The sequence below is a fragment of the Kocuria aegyptia genome (genome assembly GCF_039530085.1).
Lineage (GTDB): Bacteria > Actinomycetota > Actinomycetes > Actinomycetales > Micrococcaceae > Kocuria > Kocuria aegyptia.
Genome location: NZ_BAAAOA010000032.1, coordinates 17,063 through 39,338 on the forward strand (window position 1 = coordinate 17,063; position 22,276 = coordinate 39,338).

The following is a 22,276-nucleotide window of genomic DNA, read 5'->3' on the forward strand; positions in this document are numbered from 1 at the left end:
CGGCCCGGGGCGGCCGTCGTCGTCCCCGGGGCCGGTGGTGGCGAACCGGTGCTCTAAGCTCGGAGGCATGGCAGGACAGGACGGGAACCCCACGACGCGCTGGCTGCGCCCCTCGCGCAAGCGGCCCACCGACCGGTCCCGTCCCGTCGCCCCGCCGCACCCCAAGACGCTCGAGAACCTCAAGGCGAACCTGGGCGCGATCTCCACGGTCGCGACCCGCCGCCTCGAGACCGACCTCGGCTGGTTCGAGGAGCTGCGCGCCGACGAGCGCTCCGAGCTGGGTCTCGTGGCCCAGCGCGGCATCTCCTCGTTCGTGCGCTGGTACGAGGACCCGGAGGAGCCCTTGTGGGTGCTCACCCAGGTCTTCCGGGGCGCCCCCACGGACCTGACCCGCTCGATCTCCCTGCAGCACGCCCTGCAGCTGCTGCGGATCGTCGTCGACGTCGTGGAGGAGAAGGTCCCCGAGCTCGCCAAGCACCACGACGAGGCCGCGCTGCGGGAGGCCGTGCTGCGCTACTCGCGGGAGATCGCCTTCGCCGCCGCCGACGTCTACGCCCGCGCCGCCGAGAACCGCGGGTCGTGGGACGCCCGGCTGGAGTCGCTCGTGGTGGACGGGATCCTCCGGGGGGAGCACTCCGACTCGCTGCGCTCCCGCGTCGCGGCCCTGGGCTGGGCGTCGACGGGCCCTGTGACCGTGCTCGCGGGCTCCGCGCCCGAGGCCGCCGGCCCGTCCACCGTGGCCCGGCTGCGGCGGCTCGCCGGCCGCCACGCGCAGGACTCCCTGGTCTCCATCCAGGGCGACCGGCTCGTGCTCATCCTGGGGGGCCTGGCCGACCGGGACCTCGCCCTCGAGAAGCTCACCGCCGCCTTCGGACCGGGACCGGTGGCCTACGGCCCGGAGTCCCCCACGGTCTTCGCGGCGGGGCGCTCGGCCCGGCTCGCCCACGCGGCCCTGTCCGTGGCACCGGCCTGGCCCGCGGCACCCCGCCCGGTGCACTCCGAGGACCTGTGGCCGGAGCGGGCCATGGCCGGGGACGAGACCGCGCGCACGGCGATGGTCGAGTCGGTGTACCGCCCGCTGACGCGCTCCGCGACCGGTCTCGTGGAGACCCTGGCCGCCTACGTCTCCGTCGGCCACTCCCTCGAGGCCACCGCCCGGGAGCTGTTCGTGCACGCCAACACGGTGCGCTACCGGCTGCGCCGGATCAGCGACCTCACCGGCTGGGACCCCCTGGTCCCCCGCGACGCGTTCGTGCTGCACTGCGCGCTCGTGGCGGGCCGGCTCGCGGATTCGTGCGCCCCCATCGACACGTCCGCCCCCGCGGTGGGGCCGGTCTTGTAGCATCCCTACAAACAGCGCGGCCGGGGTTGGTGCCCTCCGGGCCACCGCGCGGAGGCGCATCCTTGCGAAGCTGTAGCGGTGATCGCGATCGTCTGCCCCGGACAGGGCTCCCAGAAACCCGGCTTCCTCACCGAGTGGCTCGCCCTCGACGGCGTCCGCGCCCACCTCGAGGAGCTGGGCGAGGCCGCGGGCCTCGACCTCGTGCACTACGGCACCGAGGCCGACGAGGACACCATCAAGGACACCGCGGTGGCCCAGCCCCTCATCGTGGCCGCAGGCCTCGTGGCGGGCCGGCTGCTCGGCGACCGGATCGGTCCCGGCCGGGACGACCTCGTCTTCGCCGGGCACTCGGTCGGTGAGATCACCGCCTCCGCCCTGGCCGGCGCGCTGACCGAGGCCGACGCCATGGCTTTCGTGCGCACCCGGGCCAACGCCATGGCCGAGGCGGCCGCCGCCGTCCCCACCGGCATGAGCGCCGTGCTCGGGGGCAAGGAGGATGAGGTCCTCGCCGCCATCGAGGCCGCGGGCCTGACGCCCGCCAACGCCAACGGGGGCGGGCAGACAGTGGCCGCCGGCACCCTCGAGCAGCTGGCCGCCCTCGCCGAGCACCCGCCGGCCCGCGCCCGGGTCATCCCCCTCAAGGTGGCCGGCGCCTTCCACACCGAGCACATGGCCCCCGCCCTCGAGCCGCTGCGCGAGCTGGTCCCCCGGCTCTCGCCCGCCGACCCCGTGCACCCCCTGCTCTCCAACGCCGACGGCGAGCCCGTGACCGGCGGAGCAGCGAACCTCGAGTCGCTCGTGGCCCAGGTCTGCCGGCCCGTGCGCTGGGACCTGTGCACGCGCACGCTCCTGGAGCGCGGGGTCGGGCAGCTGGTCGAGCTGCCCCCGGCGGGCACCCTCGTCGGCCTGGCCAAGCGCGGCCTGAAAGGCGTGCCGGCCCTCGCCGTGAACACCGCGGCGGAGCTGGAGCAGGCCAGGAGTATTCTTGACTTACGTCCGCGCGCGCACCGCGTGCGCCGCCCGCCACGAGGCCGGAGCAGCCGTTCCGCCCCGCCCAGCCGGACCGTCCGCCTTGCCCGGCCGCACGAAGGAGCAACAACCCCTGTGGTGACCCTGAAGCAGCAACAGACCAACGCGCACTCCCGGATCCTCGGCCTGGGGGTCTACCGTCCGGACGTGGTCGTGACCAACGACGACGTGTGCCAGTGGATCGAGTCCTCGGACGAGTGGATCCAGCAGCGCACCGGCATCAGGACCCGGCACCGCGCCGCGGAGGACGTGAGCGTCCTCGACATGTCCGAGCACGCCGCCCGCGAGGCGCTGGCCGCGGCCGGCCTCGAGGCCACGCAGCTCGGGGCGGTCATCGTCTCCACGATCTCCTTCCCCTACCTGACCCCGTCCGCCGCCGCTGCCCTGGCCGACCGCCTGGGCGCCACCCCCGCACCGGCCTTCGACATCTCGGCCGCCTGCGCCGGCTACTGCTACGGCATCGCCCAGGCCGACGCCCTCGTGCGCTCCGGGGCGGCCGACCACGTGCTGGTCGTCGGCGTGGAGAAGCTCTCCGACGTCATCGACAACAGCGAGCGCTCCATCTCGTTCCTGCTCGGCGACGGGGCGGGCGCCGTGGTCGTCGGACCCTCCGAGACCCCCGGGATCGGTCCGTCCGTGTGGGGCTCCGACGGCTCCAAGTGGGACGCCATCCGGATGACCCACCCGCTCACCGACATCCGGGCGGTGGAGCAGGGCCGCGAGCGCACCCAGTCCCCCGACCTCCTCGACCCGGAGACCGGCGAGGTGCGCGAGGACGCCACGCTGTGGCCGACCCTGCGCCAGGACGGCCAGACGGTCTTCCGCTGGGCCTCCTGGGAGGTCGCCAAGCGCGCCCAGGAGGCCATGGACGTGGCCGGGGTGCAGCCCGAGGACCTGAGCGCCTTCATCCCCCACCAGGCGAACATGCGGATCATCGACCAGATGGCCAAGACGCTCAAGCTCCCCGAGTCCGTGGTCATCGCCCGGGACATCGCCGACTCCGGCAACACGTCCGCCGCTTCCGTGCCCCTCGCCACGCACCGCCTGCTGACGGAGCACCCGGAGCTGTCCGGCAAGCTAGCCCTGCAGATCGGCTTCGGCGCCGGCCTCGTCTACGGGGCGCAGGTCGTCGTCCTTCCCTGACCACCGCCGACGCGTAGGCCGGGTCCCGGTGCCCCGCCCACGTGTCGGTGCCGCCGCGGGGCCCTGCCAGTCGTCGTAGGGTTGAACCGCACACCCGATGTCCCCCGGCCCGGCCCTCCGGCCTGACCGGGACAGATGCACCCGGCACCAGCCCGGGGCGCACGTCACCACCGGCTGCCCCGGCAGCCGCAGAGAAAGGAAGCCACCATGGCGAGCAAAGAGGAAATCCTGACCGGCCTGGCCGAGATCGTCAACGAGGAGACCGGCCTCGAGACCGAGGCCGTCCAGCTGGACAAGTCCTTCACCGAGGACCTCGACATCGACTCCATCTCCATGATGACCATCGTGGTCAACGCCGAGGAGAAGTTCGACGTCACCATCCCCGACGAAGAGGTCAAGAACCTCAAGACCGTCGAGGACGCCGTCAACTTCATCGACAACGCCCAGGCCTGATCCGGCCGGTCGGTGCGGGGCGCGGCGGACCGCAGGATCCGCCGCGCCGCACCGACCCGCGACCGGGCGGGCCGCCCGCCGCATCATCCCAGGACACGAGGAAGTGCAGTCATGACCCGCAAAGTAGTCGTCACCGGTCTCGGTGCCACCACCCCGATCGGTGGCACCGTCCCCGAGCTGTGGCGCAGCGCCACCACGGGCGTCTCCGGTGTGAGAGCCATCGAGCACGACTGGGTGGACACCTACGATCTGGGCGTGCGGATCGCCGCGCCCGTCTCGACCCCCGCGAGCGAGGTGCTCACCCGGGTCGAGGCTAAGCGTCTCGATCCCTCCGGGCAGCTGTCGGTCATCGCCGCCCGTGAGGCGTGGGCCGACGCCGGTTTCTCCGGCGGCAACGCGGAGTCCTCCGACGAGGTCGATCCGGACCGCTTCGCCGTGGCCTTCGGCACCGGCATCGGCGGGGTCTGGACCCTGCTGGACGCCTACGACACCCTTCAGACGCGCGGCGCCCGGCGGGTCATGCCGCTCACCGTCCCGATGCTCATGCCCAACGGCAACGCGGCCGCCGTCGGGATGGACCTCAAGGCCCGTGCCGCGTCCATCACGCCCGTATCGGCGTGCGCCTCCGGCACGGAGGCCTTCTACCAGGGCATGAACCTCATCCGCTCGGGCAAGGCCGACCTCGTGGTGGTGGGCGGCGCGGAGTCCGCCATCCACCCCGTGACCATCGCGGCGTTCGCCTCGATGCAGGCGCTGTCGAAGCGCAACGACGAGCCCGAGCGCGCCTCCCGCCCCTACGACACCGCCCGCGACGGGTTCGTGATGGGCGAGGGCGCCGGCGCCGTGGTGCTCGAGTCGGAGGAGCACGCGAAGGCCCGCGGCGCGCGGATCTACGCCGAGCTCGCCGGTGCCGGCCTCACCGCGGACGCCTACCACATCACCGCCCCGGACGAGGAGGGCCGCGGGGCGGCCCGCGCCCTGGCGGAGGCCATGGAGACCGGGGAGTTCGGGCCCGCCGACGTCAAGCACGTCAACGCCCACGCGACCTCGACGCCCAGGGGGGACGCCCCCGAGGCCGGTGCCCTGCGCCGCGCGTTCGGCTCGGCGGTCGACGACATGTGCGTCTCGGCGACCAAGTCGATGACGGGTCACATCCTGGGCGGTTCGGGCGCCGTGGAGGCCGTGCTCACCGTGCTCGCCGTCCACCACCGCACCGCGCCCTGCACCATCAACCTGGAGAACCAGGACCCGGAGATCGATCTCGACGTCGTCACGGACGCCCGCGACCTCCCCTCCGTCGTGCTACGGGTCCCGTGCCCCCGGAGGCGGGGCGGGAGCGTGGCCGCTCAGCCGACGCGATGCAGCCAGCGCACCGGGGCGCCCTCCGCGGCGTGCCGGAACGGCTCCAGCTCCTCGTCCCAGGCCTCCCCCAGGGCGAGGGAGAGCTCGTTGATCACGAGCAGCGGATTGCCGGCCGCCGTCTCGTAGGCATAGCGGATCCGGTCCTCGGAGACCATGATGTTGCCGGCGGCGTCCGTGGTCGCGTGGAAGATGCCGAGGTCCGGGGTGAAGGACCAACGGGCGCCGTCGTGGCCGCGGCAGGGGTTCTCGGTGACCTCGAACCGCAGGCGGCCCATCGTGCGCAGCGCCGAGGCGAGGAGGGCGCCGGTGCCGGCGGGCCCCGACCATTCCAGCTCGGCGCGCACGGATCCGGGCTCGGCGTTCTGCTGGGTCCACTCGAGCTCCGTGCGCTGGCGCGCGACCGACTCCAGCGCCCACTGGATGTGCGGGCACAGGGCCCGCGGTGCCGAGTGCACGTAGAGCACTCCGCGCGTGGTGGGTGAAGACATGACCTGTTCCTCCGTCGTGTAGGTACGTCTTCCCCAACGCCCTGCACGGAAGCGGTCCCACCCGCCGGGACGCGGTAGGCGTGCCGCACCCCGACGATGCTGTTGTCCGGGCTCGCGTCCGGCCGCGGGGATTCGAGGCCCGCACGGCGTCCGGTCGCCCGGGTGCCGCACCCGTCGTTCCGGCCGGTTCCGAGCTCGTTGCCGTGTCCGGGACGTCGAGTACAATACGCCACTCATTCAACTGCAAACATTCCTCGGGCGTCAACCCACGACTCCCGTGCTGCCGCGGGACCCCGCGCCCGGGCGAAGGTCAGGCCCGGGGGTGGGCCTGGCGGTAGACCGCCCCCAGCCGGTCCACGGAGACGTGCGTGTAGATCTGGGTGGTCGCCACGGAGGCGTGCCCCAGCAGCTCCTGCACCGTGCGCAGGTCGGCGCCGCCGTCCACGAGGTGCGTGGCCGCCGAGTGCCGCACGGCGTGCGGACCTCGTGCCGCGGTGTCGGGGACGGAGCCGAGCTCGCGCTCCACGACCCTCCGGACCTGCCGGGCGTCGATCCGGCCACCGCGGGAGCCGAGGAACAGGGCCGGCCCGCTGCTCGCCGCCGCCAGGACCGGCCGACGGCCCAGCCAGAGCTGCAGCGCCTCGTCGGCGGGCCGGCCGAAGGGCACCGTGCGCTGCTTGTCGCCCTTGCCGACGACCGTGAGGACGCGGCGGGAGCGGTCGACGTCGTCGACGTCGGCGCCCGCGAGCTCGCTGACCCGCGCGCCGGTGGCGTAGAGCAGCTCGAGGAGGGCGCGGTCCCGGGCGGCGAGCGCGGCGTCCGTCCCGCCGGCGCCGGGCGCGGTGGACCGCTCGGCGAGGTCGTCGAGCAGCACGCGCATCCCGTCGGCGGGCACGACGTCCGGGAGGTGGCGCCGGCGCCGGGGGGCCACGAGCCGGAGGCTGGGATCGGCGCCCACGAGCCCCGTGGCGGCCGCCCAGCCGAAGAACCCCCGGATCGACGCCGTCCAGCGGGCCATGGACGTGCGGCCCGCCCCCTCGGCGTGCCGGGCGGCCAGCCACCCCCGGAGCATGTCCAGGTGCACAGCGGCCGGCGCGGCGACCCCGTACCGGGCGTGCAGCCAGGTGAAGAGGGCGCGGAGGTCGCCCGAGTAGGCGGCCACGGTGCGGGGGCTACGGGCCAGCTCGTGCACCAGGTGGTCCGTGTACCGCTCCAGAGCGCGGACCACGGCCGTGGGCAGCGGGGCGGCGTCGCTCGTCATGGCCCGATTCTAGCGGCGGCGGCGCCACCCCTCCCCCGTCGCCTGCGCCAGGCCACGCGCCTCGAGCCGGTGCAGCCCGCCCAGCACTTCGCGGGCGGAGAGTCCGGCGACGCGGGAGAGGTGGTCCGGGCGGCTGGGCACCGTCAGGGGCAGCGCGTCGAGGAGCACGCGGTCGGGGTCCGAGAGCCCGTCGACGACGGAGCGCGGGGCGGGGCGGTCCGGCGCCGGCGCAGCCCCGAGCGGTTGCACGAGCTCGAGCACCTCGTCGAGGTCCGTGACCAGGACGGCGGTGCCCTCGCGCACCAGCCGGTGGCAGCCGGCGGAGGTGCCGGCGTGGACGCTGCCGGGCACCGCGCCCACCGGACGGCTGAGTCCGTCCGCGTGGTGGGCCGTGTTCTGCGCCCCCGACCGCCACCGGGCCTCGACCACGACCGTGCCGGCCGAGAGCGCGGCGATGAGCCGGTTCCGCTGGAGGAAGCGGTAGCGGCTGGGCGTGCACCCGGGGGCGACCTCGGCCAGCAGCAACCCGGTGGCCTCGACGTCGCGGAGCAGCTTGTGGTTGCCCGGCGGATAGAGGCGGTCGATCCCGCACGCCATGACCGACACCGTGGCCGGGTGCGCGGTCCCGGTGGCCAGCGCGGCCGAGTGCGCGGCCTGGTCGATGCCGTAGGCGCCTCCGGAGACGACCGTCCAGCCGCGGGCGGCCAGGGCGCCGGCGAGGTCCAGGGCGACCTGCCGGCCGTAGCTGGAGCAGTCCCGGGAGCCGACGACGGCGACGGCGCGGGCGGCGCGGAAGCCGAGGAGCCGGCGGTCGCCGCGGCCCCACAGGCCCACCGGCTGGAACAGGCCCAGATCGGCGAGCGCGGCTGGCCAGTCGGGGTCCTCGGGGACCGCGAACCAAGCTCCCGCCCGGGCTGCCACCGCCAGGTCCGCCGAGGGGTCGAGCTGCTCCGCCCGGGGGGCCCACCGGGCCAGGGCCCGCCGGAGGTCGGCCTGGCGGGGGCCGTAGCCGGCCTCCGCCGCGGCGCACACGAACACCGGGTGCTCCCCGGCTCCGATGGGTCGTGACCCCGTGGCGATCTCCAGCGCGGCGACCGGTCCGAGCGCCGCCAGCAGCAGCATGGCGGTGGGGTCCGTGGGCTCCACGAGCCGGGACATCCCGGCCCGGGCGAGCCGCAGCGGGTCGTGGCCGGAGCACAGGGCGGGCTGGGCGGAGTGCACGGCGGGGCCTTCCTGTCGCGGGCGGGTGGACGCGGCGGCGCTCAGGCCGGCACGAGGGAGCGGAAGTACAGCGCGGTGTCGACGTCGTCGGGGGCCGGGACGCCACGGCCCTCGAGGTCGGCCAGGGTCCAGGCGACCCGCAGCACCCGCTGGTGCCCCCGGGCGGTCAGCGAGCCGCGGTCCATGGCCCGCTCCAGAGGGGCGGTGACGGGGCGCGGGGGACGCAGGGCGCCGTGCAGGAGGCTGCCCCCGAGCTCGGCGTTGGTCCGCAGGCCCAGGTCGCGGAGGCGCTCCGCCTGGGCCGCCCGCGCGCGGGCCACGCGCACGGCGACCTCCGCCGTTGCCTCCCCCTGCCCCGCCCCGGCGGCCAGCTCCCCGTAGGAGACCTTCGGCACGGCGATCTGCAGGTCCACCCGGTCCAGCAGGGGACCGCTCAGCTTGCCGAAGTAGCCGCGGCGGCCCCGCGGGGTGCACGTGCAGTCGGCCCCGCGCCCCCCGGCCTGCCCGCACGGGCAGGGGTTCGCCGCGAGGACCAGCTGGAAGCGGGCCGGATAGACGGCCGAGGCCGCGGACCGGTCGATCACGACCCGGCCGTTCTCGAGGGGCTGGCGCAGCGCGTCGATCACCCCGCGGTCGAACTCCGGGGCCTCGTCGAGGAACAGGACGCCGCGGTGCGCCCGGGAGGCGGCGCCGGGCCGGGGGATCCCGGCCCCGCCCCCGAACAGGGCGGCAGCCGAGGCGGTGTGATGCGGCGCCTCGAAGGGAGGGCGCCGGATAAGGGCCGTGCACCGCCCGGCGGCCCCGTTGAGCGAGTGGATGGCCGTGACCTCCATCGCGGCGTCGTCCTCGAGGTCCGGCAGCAGGCCGGGAAGCCGTTCCGCGAGCATCGTCTTGCCGGATCCGGGTGGGCCGACCATGAGCAGGTGGTGCCCGCCCGCGGCGGCGATCTCCAGGGCCAGGCGGCCGTCGGCCTGCCCGGCGACGTCGGCGAGATCCGGTGCGGCGTGCGGCGCGGGATCCGTCGCGGCACCGTCCGGGACGGATCCGGCAGGTGCCGGTCGGCGCAGGTCCGCGGGGTCGGCCCCCGCGGCGGCGAGCACCTCGGCGAGGCAGGCGAAGCCCTCCACCCGAGCCCCGGGGACCAGTCCCGCCTCCGCCGCGTTGGCCGCGGACACGACGATGCGCTCGTGCCCGGCGCGCACGGCCGCCATGACCGCCGGGAGGATCCCGCGCACCGGCCGCAGCGCCCCGTCCAGGCCGAGCTCGGCCAGGAACACGGTCCTCCCGGTGGCGGGCACGTCACCGGCGGCCTGCAGGGCACTCATCACGATGGCGAGGTCGAACAGCGATCCCCGCTTGGGCAGGGTCGCCGGGGTCAGGTTGACGGTGAGCTTGCGCGGGCTCAGCGGCAACCCGCTGTTGCGCGCCGCCGCCCGCAGCCGCTCCCGGGCCTCGTTGAGCGCCGCGTCCGGCAGGCCCACGATGGAGAACGCCGGGAGGGTCTGCCCGATGTCCGCCTCGACCTCCACCATCGACCCGTCCAGCCCGACCAGAGCGACCGCCCACGTGCGTGCGAAGCCCATCAGCGCACCCCGGCGGGGAATCCGGACGGACGGCCCGGCCCGTGACCGGGGACGGGAAAGCGAAGAGTACGACGACGAAGCATGGGGACACCTCCTGGTCCCCATGCTGGGCGCCTCCGGCGCCGGGCGGCGGGCCGACGCGGCCGGCGGTGGACGAGCCGGCCGGATCAGGCCAGCTCGGCCCCGCTGGGGAGCGCAGGTGCGGGCTCGGCCGTGGCGGCGGGCGAGGGAGTGCCTGTCGTGGTCGAGGGCGTGGGTGTGGGCGTCGGCTCCGGGGGCGGAGGCCAGTTCCGGCGTCCGGTGGGGCTCGGCGAGGGCGACGCGCCGGCGGTGGCACCGCCCCCGGACCGATCCGGAGTGGCGCCCTCACCGGTGTCGGTGTTTCCGGCGGGAGGGATCGTGTCCCCCGGCGGCTTAGAGGGCGTCGGAACGGGATCCACGGTCGGAGCGGTGGTGGGTTGCGGCGACGGGGCCGGGACCGGGGGCGGCTCGACGACCGGGGCGCAGGCCGCGTTCCAGGCCGCCTGCTGCACCGGGCCGGAGGGCTGCGCCGGGTCGGCGCAGTCCGGCGTGTACACGGGCTCGGGTCCGGGAGCCGGGGCGGGCTCGGCCGTGGCCGGCGCGGCCGGCACTCGGGGAGGCTGCGCGGCGGGCCGGGCCGGTTCCGGAGCCGCCGGAGCCGCCGGCTCCGCCTCGATCCGCTCCCGGGGCGCCGGGTTCGGCGCCCCGGCCCGGTACTGGCGCTGGGCCGGTCCGTGTCCCACCGGGGCCGGGCCCTGGGCGCGGTCGTTCGGGTACGGGGACAGCTCGACGTCGTCGAAGGTCCGCGGCAGGGCCTCGAAGTCGCCGACCATGAGCTCACGTCCCGTGGCGCCCACCGGGACGGCCCCGGTGTACTGGGCGATCAGCTCGTGCGTGCGGGCGTCGAGCCGGGCGCCCTCCTGCGGGTCCAGGGGTGAGCCGTCAGCGGCCCAGAAGCCGCCCTCCGCGGAACGGTTCGGGTCCCAGTCGGCGAGGACCTCGGCGACCGGCTCGAACGGGAACTGCCCGCCCTCGTGGCTGATCACCTTGAGGTCCTCGATCTCCACGGTGCGGGTGCCCTCGGTGTTGTCGATGTGGAGCTCGACGTAGGTCACCGGTTCCACGTTGAGGTCCCGCCGCAGCTGCTCGACCTCGTCGTCCGGGGCCGGCACGGTGGGCAGGTCGAAGGTGATGACCGCGCCCTCGTCGGTGGTGAGGGCGTAGGGGCCGGGGCTGAGACCGCTGGGCGCGGTGGTCACGGTGCCCGGCTGTGCGATCGCCTCCGGCTCCGAGGCCTTCAGCAGACCGCACCCGGTGGCGGTCAGCGCGACGGCCGCCGCGAGAGCCGCGGCGCGTCGTGGAGCGGCGAGCGGTCCCGCAGCGACCACAGCACACCTCCGTCGTTCTCCCGATCATCGACGGTTCAACATTGGCACGTCCCGCGGGGCATGTCACGCGGGACGCGGGCGCGCCGCGTCTCATTGGATCTGCCGCAGGACCTCGATCTCGGGCACTCCGTCGTGTGCAAAAGTAATTGCAACGGCATCGACCCTGACCATTCGGGGGTCGCGGTCGTGGGCCCGTGCCCAGGCGGCCGCGAGGCGGTGCAGACGGGTCATCTTCTGCCGCGTAATGGACTCGAGCGGATGCCCGTACCGCAGGCTCGAACGGGTCTTCACCTCGACGACGACCACCCAGCCCTCGTGCTCCGTGACGAGGTCGGCCTCCCCCCGCAGGCCGTCGCGCGAGGGCCGTGCGCGCCAGTTGCGCTCCAGCACGCGGTGCCCCCTCGTCTCGAGGTGGGCGGCCGCCAGCTGCTCACCGCGCGCGCCCAGCCCCTCGGACACGGGACACCTCCCTGGTCGGCGGCGGTCCCGGTGGAAGCCGGGCGGATGCCCCATCGTGCCCCGCTCCCGCGGCCGGCCGCGCGGGTTCGGGACCCGTGTGGAGGGCGGGTCAGGATGCCGCGGGACCCTCCGGCGCGGGCCCTGCCGCACCGGGCACGGAGAAGGGATCCGCGTGGGCGAGCTCCTCCACGTTGACGTCCTTGAAGCTCATGACGTGCACGTGCTTCACGAACCGGGCGGAGCGGTAGACGTCCCACACCCACGCGTCTCTGAGCTCCACGTCGAAGTACATGCCGTGGTTCGTCTCGACCGGCTCGATCCGGACCGAGTTGGCCAGGTAGAAACGCCGGTCCGTCTCCACCACGAACTGGAAGAGCCCGGCGACGTCCCGGTACTCGCGGTACAGCTGCAGCTCGAGGTCCGTCTCGAAGTTCTCGAGTTCTTCGGCGCTCATCTCGTCCCGTCTCCGATCGTTCTCGGTCCGGCCGCGGGCGGCGCCTGCGTGAGGCGCCAGCTGAGCCGGTGGTGCGGCGTGGTCCCGTGCTCCTCGAGGGCGCGGCGGTGCCGGACCGAGCCGTAGCCCTTGTTGCTGTCCCAACCGTACTGCGGCCATCCGCCCGAGAGCTCTCCCATGATCCGGTCCCGCTCCACCTTGGCGAGCACACTGGCGGCGGCGACGGACGCGCACGTCAGGTCCGCCCGGACCCGGGTCACCACGGTCCCGCACCAGTCGGGCTCGGAGGAGGGAACCGGCCCGGCAGGTCCTGTCGCGCGGGGGGCCTGCGGGAGCGAGAGCCAGTCGTGGCCGCCGTCGAGGAGTACGACCTCGGGGTGGGCACCCCGCTGTGCCGCGGCGGCGATCGCCCGGCGCCCGGCGAGGCGCAGCGCGGCCGTCAGGCCGAGTCCGTCGACCTCCTGCGGTGAGGCGTGACCGATACCGGCCGCCGCGCACCACGCGAGGATCCGCGGGACCAGCGCTTCGCGCCGGGCGGGGCTGAGCAGCTTGCTGTCCCGCAGGCCGGCCACACCGCGCTCCGTGCCGGGACGCAGGACGACCAGTCCGGCGGTGACCGGTCCGGCGAGGGCCCCTCGGCCCACCTCGTCCATGCCGCCCACCAGGCGCCCGCCCGGATCCTGCAGGGACAGCCCCACGCCGAGCCCGGGAGCCCGGCCCGGCGGCGGCCGGCGCGGTGCCCGCCGGGGCTCAGGAGCCACCGGCAGACCGGTCGGGAACGTCCGCGAAGACCTCGGAGGGGTTCTGGAGCAGCTGGAACCGGTCGAGCGGCCAGGCGATGACGAAGGCGGTGCCCACGACGTCGTCGTGGCTGATGAACGCGCCGTTGTCCGCGATCTCGGCCAGGTGCACCCGGGCGTCGGCGGACGCGTCCCGGTGGTCACCCAGCACGAAGTAGTGGTCCTCGGGGACCTCGACCTCGAACTCGAGCTCCGAGGGCGCGGACCCGGGGTGGAGGTAGGCGTCCTGCTCCTCGAGGGCCTCGCCGTTGACCGTGACCCGTCCCGAGGCGTCGCAGCACACCACGGTGTCGCCCCCGACCCCGATGACGCGTTTGATGAGGTGCTGGTCCGTGCGGTCGGGCAGCACCCCGACGAAGGCCAGGGCGTCGTAGACGGCGTCGGTGGGCCCGCCCCCGCTGTCGGGCTGGGCCGGCAGCCACCCCTTGGCGTCCTCGAAGACCACGATGTCACCGCGCTCGAGGTCGCCGAACGTGGGCTCGAGCACGTTGACGAAGATGCGGTCGTTGAGCTGGAGGGTGTTCTCCATCGAGCCGGACGGGATGTAGAACCCGCGCACGAGGAGGGTCTTCACCACGAAGGCGATGAGCACGGCCCAGACCAAGACGAGCAGGATCTCCCGGGCCGAGCCCCAGAAGGTGTCGGGGCGCTTCTTGCGCGAGCGTCTGCCGCCCGCGCGCCGTCCGGCGCGGCGCGGCGACGCCGGGTCCGCCTCGGACTCGGTGCCCGCAGGGGTCGCGGTGGCCGCAGGGGTCGCGGTGGCGCGCTCCGTACCGGCGGTGGGCGCTGCCGGGAGGGGAACGGCGGCATCGCCCGGGACACCGCGGTTCTCCTGGGGCACGCCGTCGCCGGCGGGCTGGGTCCTGTCGGCCACTGCTGTCGTCCTTCCTGGGCGGACGCCGCTGGGCGTCCGGATCCGGATCCGTGCGGATCGCGTCAGAGCTGCCCGGCCCGGTCCCGGGGCCACAGAACAGCAAGAGGTTCTCCGATGACCTTATCCGCTCGGACCAGTCCGCCACCGGGCGCGCCGAGCAGACTTCGCGAATCCACCGACACCGACCGGTGGTCGCCCATCAGCCAGAGCCGGCCCTCGGGGACCACCACGGTGAACTCGACCTCGCTGGGGCGGTCGCCCTCGAGGACGTAGTCCTCACTGATCTCCTCCCCGTCGACCTCGAGGCGCCCCGAGGGACCGCAGCAGGAGACGGTGTCCCCCGGGGTGCCGATGACCCGCTTGAGGTACACGCTGTCCGAGCCGGCGAGCCCGCTCCACCGGCCGATGCTCTGCAGCACCTGCGCGGGCCACGGGTCGTCGCTGTGCAGCGGGGCGAAGCTGCCCCGGCCGTCGAAGACGACGAGGTCGCCCCGGCGCAGTCGGGTCTCGTCGACGAGCTTGCCCACGAGCACCCGGTCCCCCGGCTCGACCGTGGGCTGCATCGAGTCCGACCCGATCCAGTAGACGTCCACCACGAACCCGCGCAGCAGACCGGTGACGAGCACGGCCACCAGGAGTGCGAGGACGACGGAACGCCAGTCCCGAGCACGGGACTGGCGTTCTCGCCGGACGGCGTGGGACCCGGTGGTGCGGGGGCCCTGTGCGCGGGTTCCGGTGGGCACCGAAGCGCGCGCTGTCCTACTTGCCGGACTTGCCGGACTTGACGGCCTTGCCGGACTTCGAGGACTTGGCCGTGGTGTTGTCGCGCTTCTCGCGGATGCGGGCGGCCTTGCCGTGGCGGTCGCGCATGTAGTAGAGCTTCGCGCGGCGGACGTCACCGCGGGTGACGACCTCGATCTTCTCGATGACCGGGGAGTGCACCGGGAAGGTGCGCTCCACGCCCACGCCGAAGGAGACCTTGCGGACGGTGAAGGTCTCGTGCACGCCGGCGCCCTGGCGGCCGAGGACGAAGCCCTTGAAGACCTGCACACGGGAGCGGCTGCCCTCGACGATGTTGACGTGCACGTTGAGGGTGTCGCCCGGACGGAAGTCGGGGACGTCGCTGCGCAGCGACTTGGCGTCGAGCTGGTCGAGGATGTTCATGGTGGCTCTCCTGGTGAACGCCGCAGGTCGCTCACGTGGGTCGGCACGGATCCGTGGGGGCGGGACGGTGCCCGGTCCTGGTGCTGGATCCGCAAGACGTGGTGACGGGTGCCCCGTGCGGGGTCCCCGGGTGCCCGGCTGTTGGTCGCTCATCCCCCTGCGGCAGGGGCGTGCCCAGCAGACACACAGCTGAACATTATGCCACAGGTTCTCCGGGGGCGCCGTCCCCGGCGCGCACCACGCGTCCGGCCGAGACGATCCAGCCGGCCTCGGCCAGGACGGCGCGGTCCGCTCGGTCCAGGCGCGCCGGGTCGAGGGACGCGACGAGGTCGGGACGGCGGGCCGCGGTGCGCTGCAGCTGACGGTCGCGCCGCCACCGCGCGATCCGGCCGTGGTGGCCCGAGAGCAGGACCTCGGGGACCGGCCGGTCCCGCCACAGCGCGGGCTTGGTGTAGACGGGGTACTCCAGCAGACCGTCCGCGTGGGACTCCTCCACGAGGGATGCGGGATTGCCGACCACGCCGGGCACGAGCCGGCCGATGGCCTCGACCATGGCCAGCACGGCGACCTCCCCGCCGTTGAGGACGTAGTCACCGAGGCTCATGGGCCGGACCTCGAAGTGCTCGCGGGACCAGTCCACGACGCGTTCGTCGATGCCCTCGTAGCGCCCGCAGGCGAAGACGAGGTGCTCCCGGAGGGCCAGCTCGCGGGCGGTGGCCTGGGTGAAGACCTCGCCGGCCGGCGACGGCACGACCAGCACCGGGCGCTCCCCCGGCGCCGAGGGCCCCGTCGCGGCCCCGGGGACCGCCGCCGGTGCGGGACCCGCCACGGCCGGGCGTCCCACCGCGGCCGCGGGGCCGCCCTCGAGGACGGCGCCCAGCGCCGCGGCCCAGGGCTCCGGCTTCATGACCATGCCGGCCCCGCCGCCGTAGGGGGTGTCGTCCACGGTGCGGTGCCGGTCGGTGGTGAACCCGCGCAGGTCCGTCACGGTCAGCTCCAGCAGCCCCTGCTGCCGGGCCTTGCCGATGAGCGAGAGGTCCAGGGCGGAGAGGTACTCCGGGAAGATGCTGACGACGTCGATGCGCATCAGCGATCGCCCTCGGGCGCCCCGTCCACGGTGTTGCCGGCGGCCGGGCCGCCCTCGCCGCCGGTGCTCCCGTCGCCGGTGCTCCCGTCGTCGGTGCTCCCGTCGCCGAGGCCGAGCTCGAGCAGTCCCGGGGGCGGGGTCACCACCACGTAGCCCGCCTCGGGGTCGACGACCGGCACGATCTCCTCGACGAAGGGGAGCACTGCCTCGCGCCGGCCCTCGTCGAGCTCGATCTCCAGCAGGTCCTGGACCGGCAGGGTGCGCAGACCGGTGACCACGCCGATCCGCGGTCCGGAGCCGTCCTCGGGGCCGGTGCGCACCTCGAGGTCGACGAGCTCGTGCTCGTACCACTCGTCGGCCTCCGGGTCCTCCTCCAGCGCCTCGGCGTAGAGGCGGGTGCCCCGCAGGGTCTCGGCCCCGTTGCGGTCGGGGACCTCCTCGAGGGCCACCACGAGCACGGACTTGTTCCAGCGCGCCCGGTGCACGGTGACCATGCCGTCGGGCGCGAGGGGGACGGGGGGCTCGAGCAGCAGCCGGGCGCCGGGGGCGAAGCGCTCCTCCGGGGCGTCGGTGAACAGTTGCACGGTGACCTCACCCCGGATGCCGTGGGGCTTGCCCACGCGGGCGACCTGGACCTTCATGGATCTCCTGGGGGTCGGCGGCCGGTCGGCCGCGGGAACGGGGTGCGGTGGCGGGAGGCGGAAAGCCGACGGTCCCCGCATCCGGTGCGGATGCGGGGACCGTGCGGGCGGCGCGGAGCCGGACGCCGGGGCGCCCGGTGGGCGCCTCAGCGGGTGCGGTCGGTGTCGACGACGTCGATCCGGACCGGGCCGTCCTCGGCCAGCGCGCCCACGACGGTGCGCAGGGCCTTGGCCGTGCGGCCCTGGCGGCCGATGACCCGCCCGAGGTCGTCCGGGTGCACCCGGACCTCGAGGGTCTCCGACCGGCGCCCGCTCTTGACACGGACGTCGACGTCATCGGGGCTGTCCACGATCCCGCGGACCAGGTGCTCCAACGCGTCGGCGAGCACGACTACTCGGCCTTCTCGGCGTCAGCCGCGGGGGCGTCGTCGGACTGGGCACCGGGGGCGGCGGGCTCGGCGGCCTTCTCGCCCTTGGGGGTGATCGCCTCGGGGACGATCACGGAGCCCTTGTCGGGGGCGACGAACTCGCCCTTGGGCTCGGGCTGCCGGAGGGTGCCCTCGGCGCCCTCCTCGCCCTTGAACCGCTGCCAGTCGCCGGTCACCTTCAGGATGGCGGCGACGGCCTCGGACGGCTGGGCGCCGACGCCGAGCCAGTACTGGGCCCGGTCCGAGACGACCTCGATGTAGGAGGGGTGCTCGGTCGGGTGGTACTTGCCGATCTCCTCGATGACGCGGCCGTCGCGCTTCTTGCGGGAGTCGACGACGACGAGGCGGTAGCGGGGATCGCGCATCTTGCCCATGCGCTTGAGACGGATCTTAACAGCCACTGGTGTGGACTCTCCTGGTTCTTGGATGAGGTGAACGCCTGGTCTCGCTCCCGTGGGGCGGGCCGGTCACAGGGGTTCCGTGGACACGAGAAACGTGCGGCGAGAGGGACCGCACGCATCGAGTACCCGTCCAGTATGCCAGACGCCGTCAAGTCCGCGGCGCACGGTGCGCTCACTGCTCGAGGCGCGCGGCCTCCCGCCACGTGAGGGCGCGCCCGCCCTGGAAGACGGCGCGCTGGTAGATCCGCTCGCCGAGGCGCAGCAGCACCCAGGCGGCGGCCAGGGCGACGGTGAGGGACAGCACCGGCTGCCACCACGCCACGCCGCCGTCGAGCATCCGGACGGGCATGGCCACCGAGGAGACGACCGGCACGAAGGAGGCGGCCGTGAGCCAGGCGCCCTCGGCGTAGAGGCCCACGACGAGGGCCCCGATGAGCACGGTCATGATCGGCCCGGTGCTCGTCTGGAGGTCCTCGGAGCGGGAGGCCAGGGAACCGAGGACCGCCCAGACGGAGGCCTGCGCGGCGAAGCCCGCCACGAAGAAGGCCACGAACCACCCGGACGCGGCGAGGATCCAGCCGACGTCCGCGGCGGCGCCCGTGACGTTGACGCCGATGAGGCCGACCGCGGCGTAGAGGCCGATCTGCGCGAACGCGAGCAGGGAGTTGCCGAGCACCTTGCCGTAGAGCAGCTGCCGGACCGGGACGGCCGTGGCCAGGATCTCCACCACCCGGTTCTGCTTCTCCTCGAGCACGGAATTGGCGATGGCCATGCCGAAGAGGACGGCGGCCAGGTAGAAGAGGAATGCGAAGACGAAACCCATGACGAGCCGCGCGGGGCCGCGGTCCTGCCCGCCGGACAGCAGCTCGGTGCGCACCTCGGCGCCCGCGGTGAGCTCCTCGGCGGTCGTCCCGGCCGCCCGGGCGTTGGCCGCGAGGGTCTCCTCGGCCACGGCCTGCTCGAGGACCCGGGCGAGCGCGGGGTCGACGTCGTCCTGGCCGACCACCGTCCACCCGTCGAGGCCCCGCAACAGCGCGGCGTCGGCGGTCTCGCCGGCCACCGCCCGGCGGGCGGCGTCCGGGGAGCCGGCGGAGTGCACGGTGAGGGTGTCGTCGCCGCTCTCGGCCAGCGCCTGCGCGGCCCGCGCCGCGACGGGCGCGGCCTCGGGCGCCGCGGTCGCCAGGACGTGCTCGGCGGGCCGGCCGCCGAACAGGGCCGAGGCGGCGATCGAGGCGGCCACGAGCAGCACCGTGACCACGGTGGAGAGCAGGAAGGACCGGTCGCGCAGCTTGACGGAGATCTCGCGGGTCGTGACGATCCACCACGGACGGGGGGCGGGCGGGCGGGCGCTCATCGGGTGACCTCGCGGTAGACGTCGGACAGGGCGGGCACGATCTCGGCGAACTCCAGGAGTCCGCGGGGCACGGCGGCCTCGAGCACGCGGCGGCGGGCGGCGGCGTCGTCGAGCTCGAGCACGGCGGACGGTCCGTCGACGTCGACGACGCGCACGCCCCGGAGGTCCCGCACCCAGCCGGCGTCCTGCTCGCAGCGCAGCCGGTGCCGGCGGGGGCCGGCGCGGCGCAGGTCGTCGGCCTCTCCGGCGGCCAGGACCCGGCCGCCGGAGAGGATGACCAGGGAGTCGCAGAGCCGGTCGACGAGGTCGAGCTGATGGCTCGAGAAGAGCACGGGCACGCCCTGGGCCGTGTGCTCGCGCAGCAGCTCGACCATGGAGTCCACCGCCACGGGGTCCAGCCCGGAGAACGGCTCGTCCAGCACCAGGGCCGCGGGCCCGTGCAGGAGCGCGGCGGCGACCTGCACCCGCTGCTGGTTGCCGAGGGAGAGGGACTCCAGCTTGTCCCGCCCGCGGCCCGCCAGACCGAAGCGCTCCAGCAGCCGCCCGGCCTCCGCGAGGGCGTCGCGGCGGTCCATGCCGTGGAGCCGGCCGAGGTAGCCGAGCTGGTCGAGCACCGGTTGCTTCGGGTAGAGCCCCCGCTCCTCGGGCATGTACCCGAAGCCGGCGCGGTCCGCCGCCGTGGCGGGCCGGCCGTCCCACAGGACCTCGCCGGAGGAGACGCGGAGCACGCCCATGAGCATCCGCATGGTCGTGGTCTTGCCGGCGCCGTTGGCGCCGACGAAACCGGTCATCCGGCCGGGCTCGACCCGGAAGGAGACGTCCTCGACCACGGTGCGGCCCCCGAAGGACCGGCTCAGGCCCCGCGCCTCCAGGACGTGCCCCTCGGGGCGGCGCCGGAAGCGGGTGGTGGTCGCCGCTGGGGTGGTGCTGGTGCTCATGGGCCCGGGGTCCTCTCGGGGTGCGTCCGCCCGGTGGGTGCCGGGCGGCTCGGTCCCCAGCCTACGAACGCGGGGGCCACGGGGGATCCCCACCCGGGCGGACTGCGGGAGCCCCGCGGACCGGGCTCCGGCCGGCGGCCTCCGCCCCGGGGCGGAGCCGGCTCAGCCGACCAGGCCCGCCCGGTGGGCGAAGACGACGGCCTGCACCCGGTCCCGGGAGCCCGTCTTCGCGAGGATGTTCGACACGTGGGTCTTGACGGTGGCGGGTCCGAGGAACAGCCGCTGGGCGATCTCCGCGTTGGACAGCCCGTCCGAGACCAGCAGCAGCACCTCGTGCTCCCGATCGGTGAGGGAGTCGACGATCCGGCGCCGCTCGGGGTCGGGGGGCGCCGGATCGGCCGGGACGGGAGCGGACTCGGGGGCGGGGACCGGGGCGTGCGTGGTCAGGGCCCGGATGACGCGCAGCGTCGCCTCGGGGGCGAGCAGTGCGTGGCCGCCGGCCACGGCGCGGACGGCCTCCACGAGGTCGTCCGGGTCGGCGTTCTTCAGCAGGAATCCGCTGGCCCCGGCCGCGAGCGCGTCGAAGAGGTAGTCCTCGCGGTCGAACGTGGTGACGATCACGACCTTGGCGCACCCGGTCCCGACGATCCGGCGGGTGGCCTCGATGCCGTCCATGACCGGCATCTGCACGTCGAGCAGGGCCACGTCCACCGCCCCGTCGCGGGCGGCGGTGACGGCCTCCGCGCCGTCGGAGGCCTGGGCCACGACCTCGATGTCGTCCTCCACGGACAGGACCATGGCGAAGCCGGAGCGCACGAGGGCGTGGTCGTCGGCGAGCAGGACGCGGATCATGCCTCCGATCCTCGCAGAATCCCGTCCGCGGCGCCGAGGCCGGCAGCGGCGGCATGGTCCGGGGCGTCTCCCCCCGCACCGCCGGGGGGCAGAGGACAGCGGGTGCGGACCCGCCAGCCGGACCGGCCCGAGCGCGGCCCGATATCCGCCTCACCGCCGTGCAGGCGGACGCGCTCGCGCAGTCCCTGGAGGCCGAACCCGGTGCCTGCGGTGCCGCGGCGGGGTGAGCCGTCGTCGAGCACCTCGAGCTCGAACCACGGCCCCTCGGACCCGCGGCCGGTGCGCAGGGTGACGGACGCGGTGGTGGCCGTGGAGTGGCGGATCACGTTGGACAGCGACTCCTGGACGCACCGGAAGGCGGACAGGCCGAGCGCCGGGGGGATCCTGTCCAGGTCACCGGGGACGTCCTCGACCGTGCGGACGTCCACCGCGAGCCCGTTCTCGGCGTGCCGGCGGGCCAGCGCGGCGATGTCGGTGAGACCCGGGTCCGGCCGCCGCGCGGCCGCCGTGCCCGTGCCGTGTCCGGGAGCGCCGTCCTCGCCCTCGGCGCGCAGCACGCCGAGCAGCTGGCGCATCTCCCCCACCGCCGTCCGGCTGGACGCCTCGATGGTCCGCAGGGCGGCGGTGGCGGCGGCGGGGTCACGGTCCAGGACCTTGCGCGCCGCCCCGGCCTGGATCCCGATCACGGACACGTGGTGGGCGACGACGTCGTGCAGCTCCCGGGCGATGCGCAGCCGCTCGTCGACGACGGCGCGCCGGGCGATCTCCGCGGACTGCTCCCGGATCCGCTGCGCCTGGGCCGCGAGGCGGTGCTGCTGGAGCGCGGCCCGCCAGGACGCGCGCCCGGCCAGCACCGCCCCGCCGAAGTACACGGTGTTCACGAGCAGGGTGAACACCGCGTAGGACGGCAGCTGGGGCAGCGGCCCGTCGACCTCGCCCAGCCCGGTGAGGAAGTCCGCGTAGGCGTTGGTGATGGTGAAGGCGCCGAGCAGCCACAGGCTCATGGTCCCCACGACCACCGACATCGCGACCCACAGGGCCTGGCGGTCGCGCGACCAGGCGACGGCGGCGTAGAGGGCCGCGAAGTACGCGCCCTGGAAGGGCAGCGTCATGGCGGCCGTGGGGCTCGCATAGGTCAGTCCCAGGAACAGCGCGGAGGACGCGACCACGACCGGCAGGGGGAAGCGCCGGCGCAGGGCGAGGGGCACCACGATGAGCACGGTGCTGAGGTAGAAGCGCCAGGGTTCGTCCCCCTCCGCGAGCCCAGCGTAGCTGTGCACGAGCACGGAGGCCACGAGCGCGACCAGCAGGAAGCCCAGGGCGGCCAGCACGTCGTTGCGCCGCTGGGCCGCCGTGGGCGCGGGCCGGGACCAGAACGGGTCCTCGGGGTCGTTCAGCCAGGCCGTGACGCGCGTGGCGAGCGGAGCGCGCCGGGCCGCGGCCGGAGCGGCGTCAGGCCCGGTGTCCGGGTCGCTGTGCGGGCCGATGTCCGGGTCGCTGTCCGGGTCAGGGGTGGGTCGGATCTGCACGCCC

The 22,276-nt window shown here is 74.8% G+C and carries 22 protein-coding genes and 2 pseudogenes; 5 read left to right on the forward strand and 19 right to left on the reverse strand.

Translation table 11 applies throughout. The features are described 5' to 3' along the window. Positions 1-67 precede the first annotated feature (67 nt). From ABD220_RS12955 to ABD220_RS12975, 5 genes and pseudogenes are all read left to right on the forward strand, one after another. Positions 68-1,342: a PucR family transcriptional regulator gene (locus ABD220_RS12955; RefSeq protein WP_344123366.1), complete on the forward strand. Its 1,275-nt coding sequence runs from the start codon at positions 68-70 to the stop codon at positions 1,340-1,342. A 78-nt stretch (positions 1,343-1,420) separates the two neighbouring features. Continuing rightward, positions 1,421-2,287, forward strand: a pseudogene (locus ABD220_RS12960) (ACP S-malonyltransferase); the annotation flags it as partial. A gap of 159 nt (positions 2,288-2,446) precedes the next feature. Then, positions 2,447-3,514 (forward strand): beta-ketoacyl-ACP synthase III, encoded by a 1,068-nt coding sequence (locus ABD220_RS12965; protein ID WP_344123368.1) that lies wholly within the window; start codon positions 2,447-2,449, stop codon positions 3,512-3,514. A 207-nt stretch (positions 3,515-3,721) separates the two neighbouring features. Then, positions 3,722-3,967, forward strand: coding sequence for an acyl carrier protein (locus ABD220_RS12970; protein ID WP_017833742.1), 246 nt, complete (start codon positions 3,722-3,724; stop codon positions 3,965-3,967). Positions 3,968-4,078: 111 nt separating this feature from the next. Then, a pseudogene (locus tag ABD220_RS12975) lies at positions 4,079-5,263 on the forward strand (beta-ketoacyl-[acyl-carrier-protein] synthase family protein); the annotation flags it as partial. A gap of 50 nt (positions 5,264-5,313) precedes the next feature. On the opposite strand, the gene ABD220_RS12980 reads toward ABD220_RS12975, so the two are convergent. The 19 genes from ABD220_RS12980 to ABD220_RS13070 form a co-directional block, all read right to left on the reverse strand. Next, positions 5,314-5,817, reverse strand: coding sequence for a DUF3145 domain-containing protein (locus ABD220_RS12980; protein ID WP_344123215.1), 504 nt, complete (start codon positions 5,815-5,817; stop codon positions 5,314-5,316). A gap of 310 nt (positions 5,818-6,127) precedes the next feature. After that, entirely contained in the window at positions 6,128-7,078 is a 951-nt protein-coding gene (locus tag ABD220_RS12985; protein ID WP_344123217.1) for a tyrosine-type recombinase/integrase, read from the reverse strand. 9 nt (positions 7,079-7,087) lie between these two features. Next, positions 7,088-8,299: a DNA-processing protein DprA gene (gene dprA, locus ABD220_RS12990; protein ID WP_344123219.1), complete on the reverse strand. Its 1,212-nt coding sequence runs from the start codon at positions 8,297-8,299 to the stop codon at positions 7,088-7,090. A gap of 41 nt (positions 8,300-8,340) precedes the next feature. Beyond that, positions 8,341-9,882: a YifB family Mg chelatase-like AAA ATPase gene (locus ABD220_RS12995; protein ID WP_344123221.1), complete on the reverse strand. Its 1,542-nt coding sequence runs from the start codon at positions 9,880-9,882 to the stop codon at positions 8,341-8,343. A 167-nt stretch (positions 9,883-10,049) separates the two neighbouring features. Then, complete coding sequence (locus tag ABD220_RS13000; protein WP_344123223.1) at positions 10,050-11,291, reverse strand: hypothetical protein; 1,242 nt, start codon at positions 11,289-11,291, stop codon at positions 10,050-10,052. A 90-nt stretch (positions 11,292-11,381) separates the two neighbouring features. Next, positions 11,382-11,750 carry a YraN family protein gene (locus ABD220_RS13005; protein ID WP_344123225.1) on the reverse strand — a complete coding sequence of 123 codons (369 nt, stop codon included), beginning with the start codon at positions 11,748-11,750 and terminating at the stop codon, positions 11,382-11,384. Positions 11,751-11,859: 109 nt separating this feature from the next. Further along, complete coding sequence (locus ABD220_RS13010) at positions 11,860-12,204, reverse strand: DUF2469 domain-containing protein (RefSeq protein ID WP_344123227.1); 345 nt, start codon at positions 12,202-12,204, stop codon at positions 11,860-11,862. Then, positions 12,201-12,857 (reverse strand): ribonuclease HII, encoded by a 657-nt coding sequence (locus tag ABD220_RS13015; RefSeq protein ID WP_344123229.1) that lies wholly within the window; start codon positions 12,855-12,857, stop codon positions 12,201-12,203. The genes ABD220_RS13010 and ABD220_RS13015 overlap by 4 nt, the downstream gene beginning before the upstream one ends. A gap of 97 nt (positions 12,858-12,954) precedes the next feature. Then, positions 12,955-13,878 (reverse strand): signal peptidase I, encoded by a 924-nt coding sequence (gene lepB / locus ABD220_RS13020; RefSeq protein ID WP_344123231.1) that lies wholly within the window; start codon positions 13,876-13,878, stop codon positions 12,955-12,957. 62 nt (positions 13,879-13,940) lie between these two features. Continuing rightward, positions 13,941-14,621 carry a signal peptidase I gene (gene lepB, locus ABD220_RS13025; protein WP_344123233.1) on the reverse strand — a complete coding sequence of 227 codons (681 nt, stop codon included), beginning with the start codon at positions 14,619-14,621 and terminating at the stop codon, positions 13,941-13,943. 16 nt (positions 14,622-14,637) lie between these two features. Then, entirely contained in the window at positions 14,638-15,042 is a 405-nt protein-coding gene (gene rplS, locus ABD220_RS13030) for a 50S ribosomal protein L19 (RefSeq protein WP_017833754.1), read from the reverse strand. A gap of 196 nt (positions 15,043-15,238) precedes the next feature. Next, a complete protein-coding gene (gene trmD, locus ABD220_RS13035; protein WP_344123236.1) occupies positions 15,239-16,129 on the reverse strand; it encodes a tRNA (guanosine(37)-N1)-methyltransferase TrmD in 891 nt (296 codons plus the stop codon). Continuing rightward, entirely contained in the window at positions 16,129-16,770 is a 642-nt protein-coding gene (gene rimM / locus ABD220_RS13040) for a ribosome maturation factor RimM (protein ID WP_344123238.1), read from the reverse strand. Before rimM ends, trmD begins: the two co-directional genes overlap by 1 nt. Before the next feature lie 146 nt (positions 16,771-16,916). Further along, positions 16,917-17,159 (reverse strand): RNA-binding protein, encoded by a 243-nt coding sequence (locus ABD220_RS13045; RefSeq protein ID WP_017833757.1) that lies wholly within the window; start codon positions 17,157-17,159, stop codon positions 16,917-16,919. Between the two features lie 2 nt (positions 17,160-17,161). Continuing rightward, positions 17,162-17,599 (reverse strand): 30S ribosomal protein S16, encoded by a 438-nt coding sequence (gene rpsP, locus ABD220_RS13050; RefSeq protein ID WP_344123240.1) that lies wholly within the window; start codon positions 17,597-17,599, stop codon positions 17,162-17,164. A gap of 172 nt (positions 17,600-17,771) precedes the next feature. Next, a complete protein-coding gene (locus ABD220_RS13055) occupies positions 17,772-18,953 on the reverse strand; it encodes an ABC transporter permease (protein WP_344123242.1) in 1,182 nt (393 codons plus the stop codon). Further along, a complete protein-coding gene (locus ABD220_RS13060) occupies positions 18,950-19,891 on the reverse strand; it encodes an ABC transporter ATP-binding protein (RefSeq protein WP_344123244.1) in 942 nt (313 codons plus the stop codon). The genes ABD220_RS13055 and ABD220_RS13060 overlap by 4 nt, the downstream gene beginning before the upstream one ends. 162 nt (positions 19,892-20,053) lie before the next feature. Continuing rightward, positions 20,054-20,743: a response regulator gene (locus ABD220_RS13065; RefSeq protein ID WP_344123246.1), complete on the reverse strand. Its 690-nt coding sequence runs from the start codon at positions 20,741-20,743 to the stop codon at positions 20,054-20,056. Beyond that, positions 20,740-22,272, reverse strand: coding sequence for a sensor histidine kinase (locus ABD220_RS13070; protein ID WP_344123248.1), 1,533 nt, complete (start codon positions 22,270-22,272; stop codon positions 20,740-20,742). Before ABD220_RS13070 ends, ABD220_RS13065 begins: the two co-directional genes overlap by 4 nt. Between the last annotated feature and the right edge of the window lie 4 nt (positions 22,273-22,276).

Bases quoted from the DNA above. Each gene is read 5' to 3' on its own strand.
- rplS (WP_017833754.1), bottom strand. From the start codon at position 15,042: ATGAACATCCTCGACCAGCTCGACGCCAAGTCGCTGCGCAGCGACGTC.
- trmD (WP_344123236.1), bottom strand. From the start codon at position 16,129: ATGCGCATCGACGTCGTCAGCATCTTCCCGGAGTACCTCTCCGCCCTG.
- ABD220_RS12955 (WP_344123366.1), top strand. From the start codon at position 68: ATGGCAGGACAGGACGGGAACCCCACGACGCGCTGGCTGCGCCCCTCG.
- ABD220_RS13060 (WP_344123244.1), bottom strand. From the start codon at position 19,891: ATGAGCACCAGCACCACCCCAGCGGCGACCACCACCCGCTTCCGGCGC.
- rimM (WP_344123238.1), bottom strand. From the start codon at position 16,770: ATGAAGGTCCAGGTCGCCCGCGTGGGCAAGCCCCACGGCATCCGGGGT.
- ABD220_RS13055 (WP_344123242.1), bottom strand. From the start codon at position 18,953: ATGAGCGCCCGCCCGCCCGCCCCCCGTCCGTGGTGGATCGTCACGACC.
- ABD220_RS13010 (WP_344123227.1), bottom strand. From the start codon at position 12,204: ATGAGCGCCGAAGAACTCGAGAACTTCGAGACGGACCTCGAGCTGCAG.
- ABD220_RS12995 (WP_344123221.1), bottom strand. From the start codon at position 9,882: ATGGGCTTCGCACGCACGTGGGCGGTCGCTCTGGTCGGGCTGGACGGG.
- ABD220_RS13015 (WP_344123229.1), bottom strand. From the start codon at position 12,857: ATGGACGAGGTGGGCCGAGGGGCCCTCGCCGGACCGGTCACCGCCGGA.
- ABD220_RS13065 (WP_344123246.1), bottom strand. From the start codon at position 20,743: ATGATCCGCGTCCTGCTCGCCGACGACCACGCCCTCGTGCGCTCCGGC.
- ABD220_RS12970 (WP_017833742.1), top strand. From the start codon at position 3,722: ATGGCGAGCAAAGAGGAAATCCTGACCGGCCTGGCCGAGATCGTCAAC.
- ABD220_RS12980 (WP_344123215.1), bottom strand. From the start codon at position 5,817: ATGTCTTCACCCACCACGCGCGGAGTGCTCTACGTGCACTCGGCACCG.
- ABD220_RS12985 (WP_344123217.1), bottom strand. From the start codon at position 7,078: ATGACGAGCGACGCCGCCCCGCTGCCCACGGCCGTGGTCCGCGCTCTG.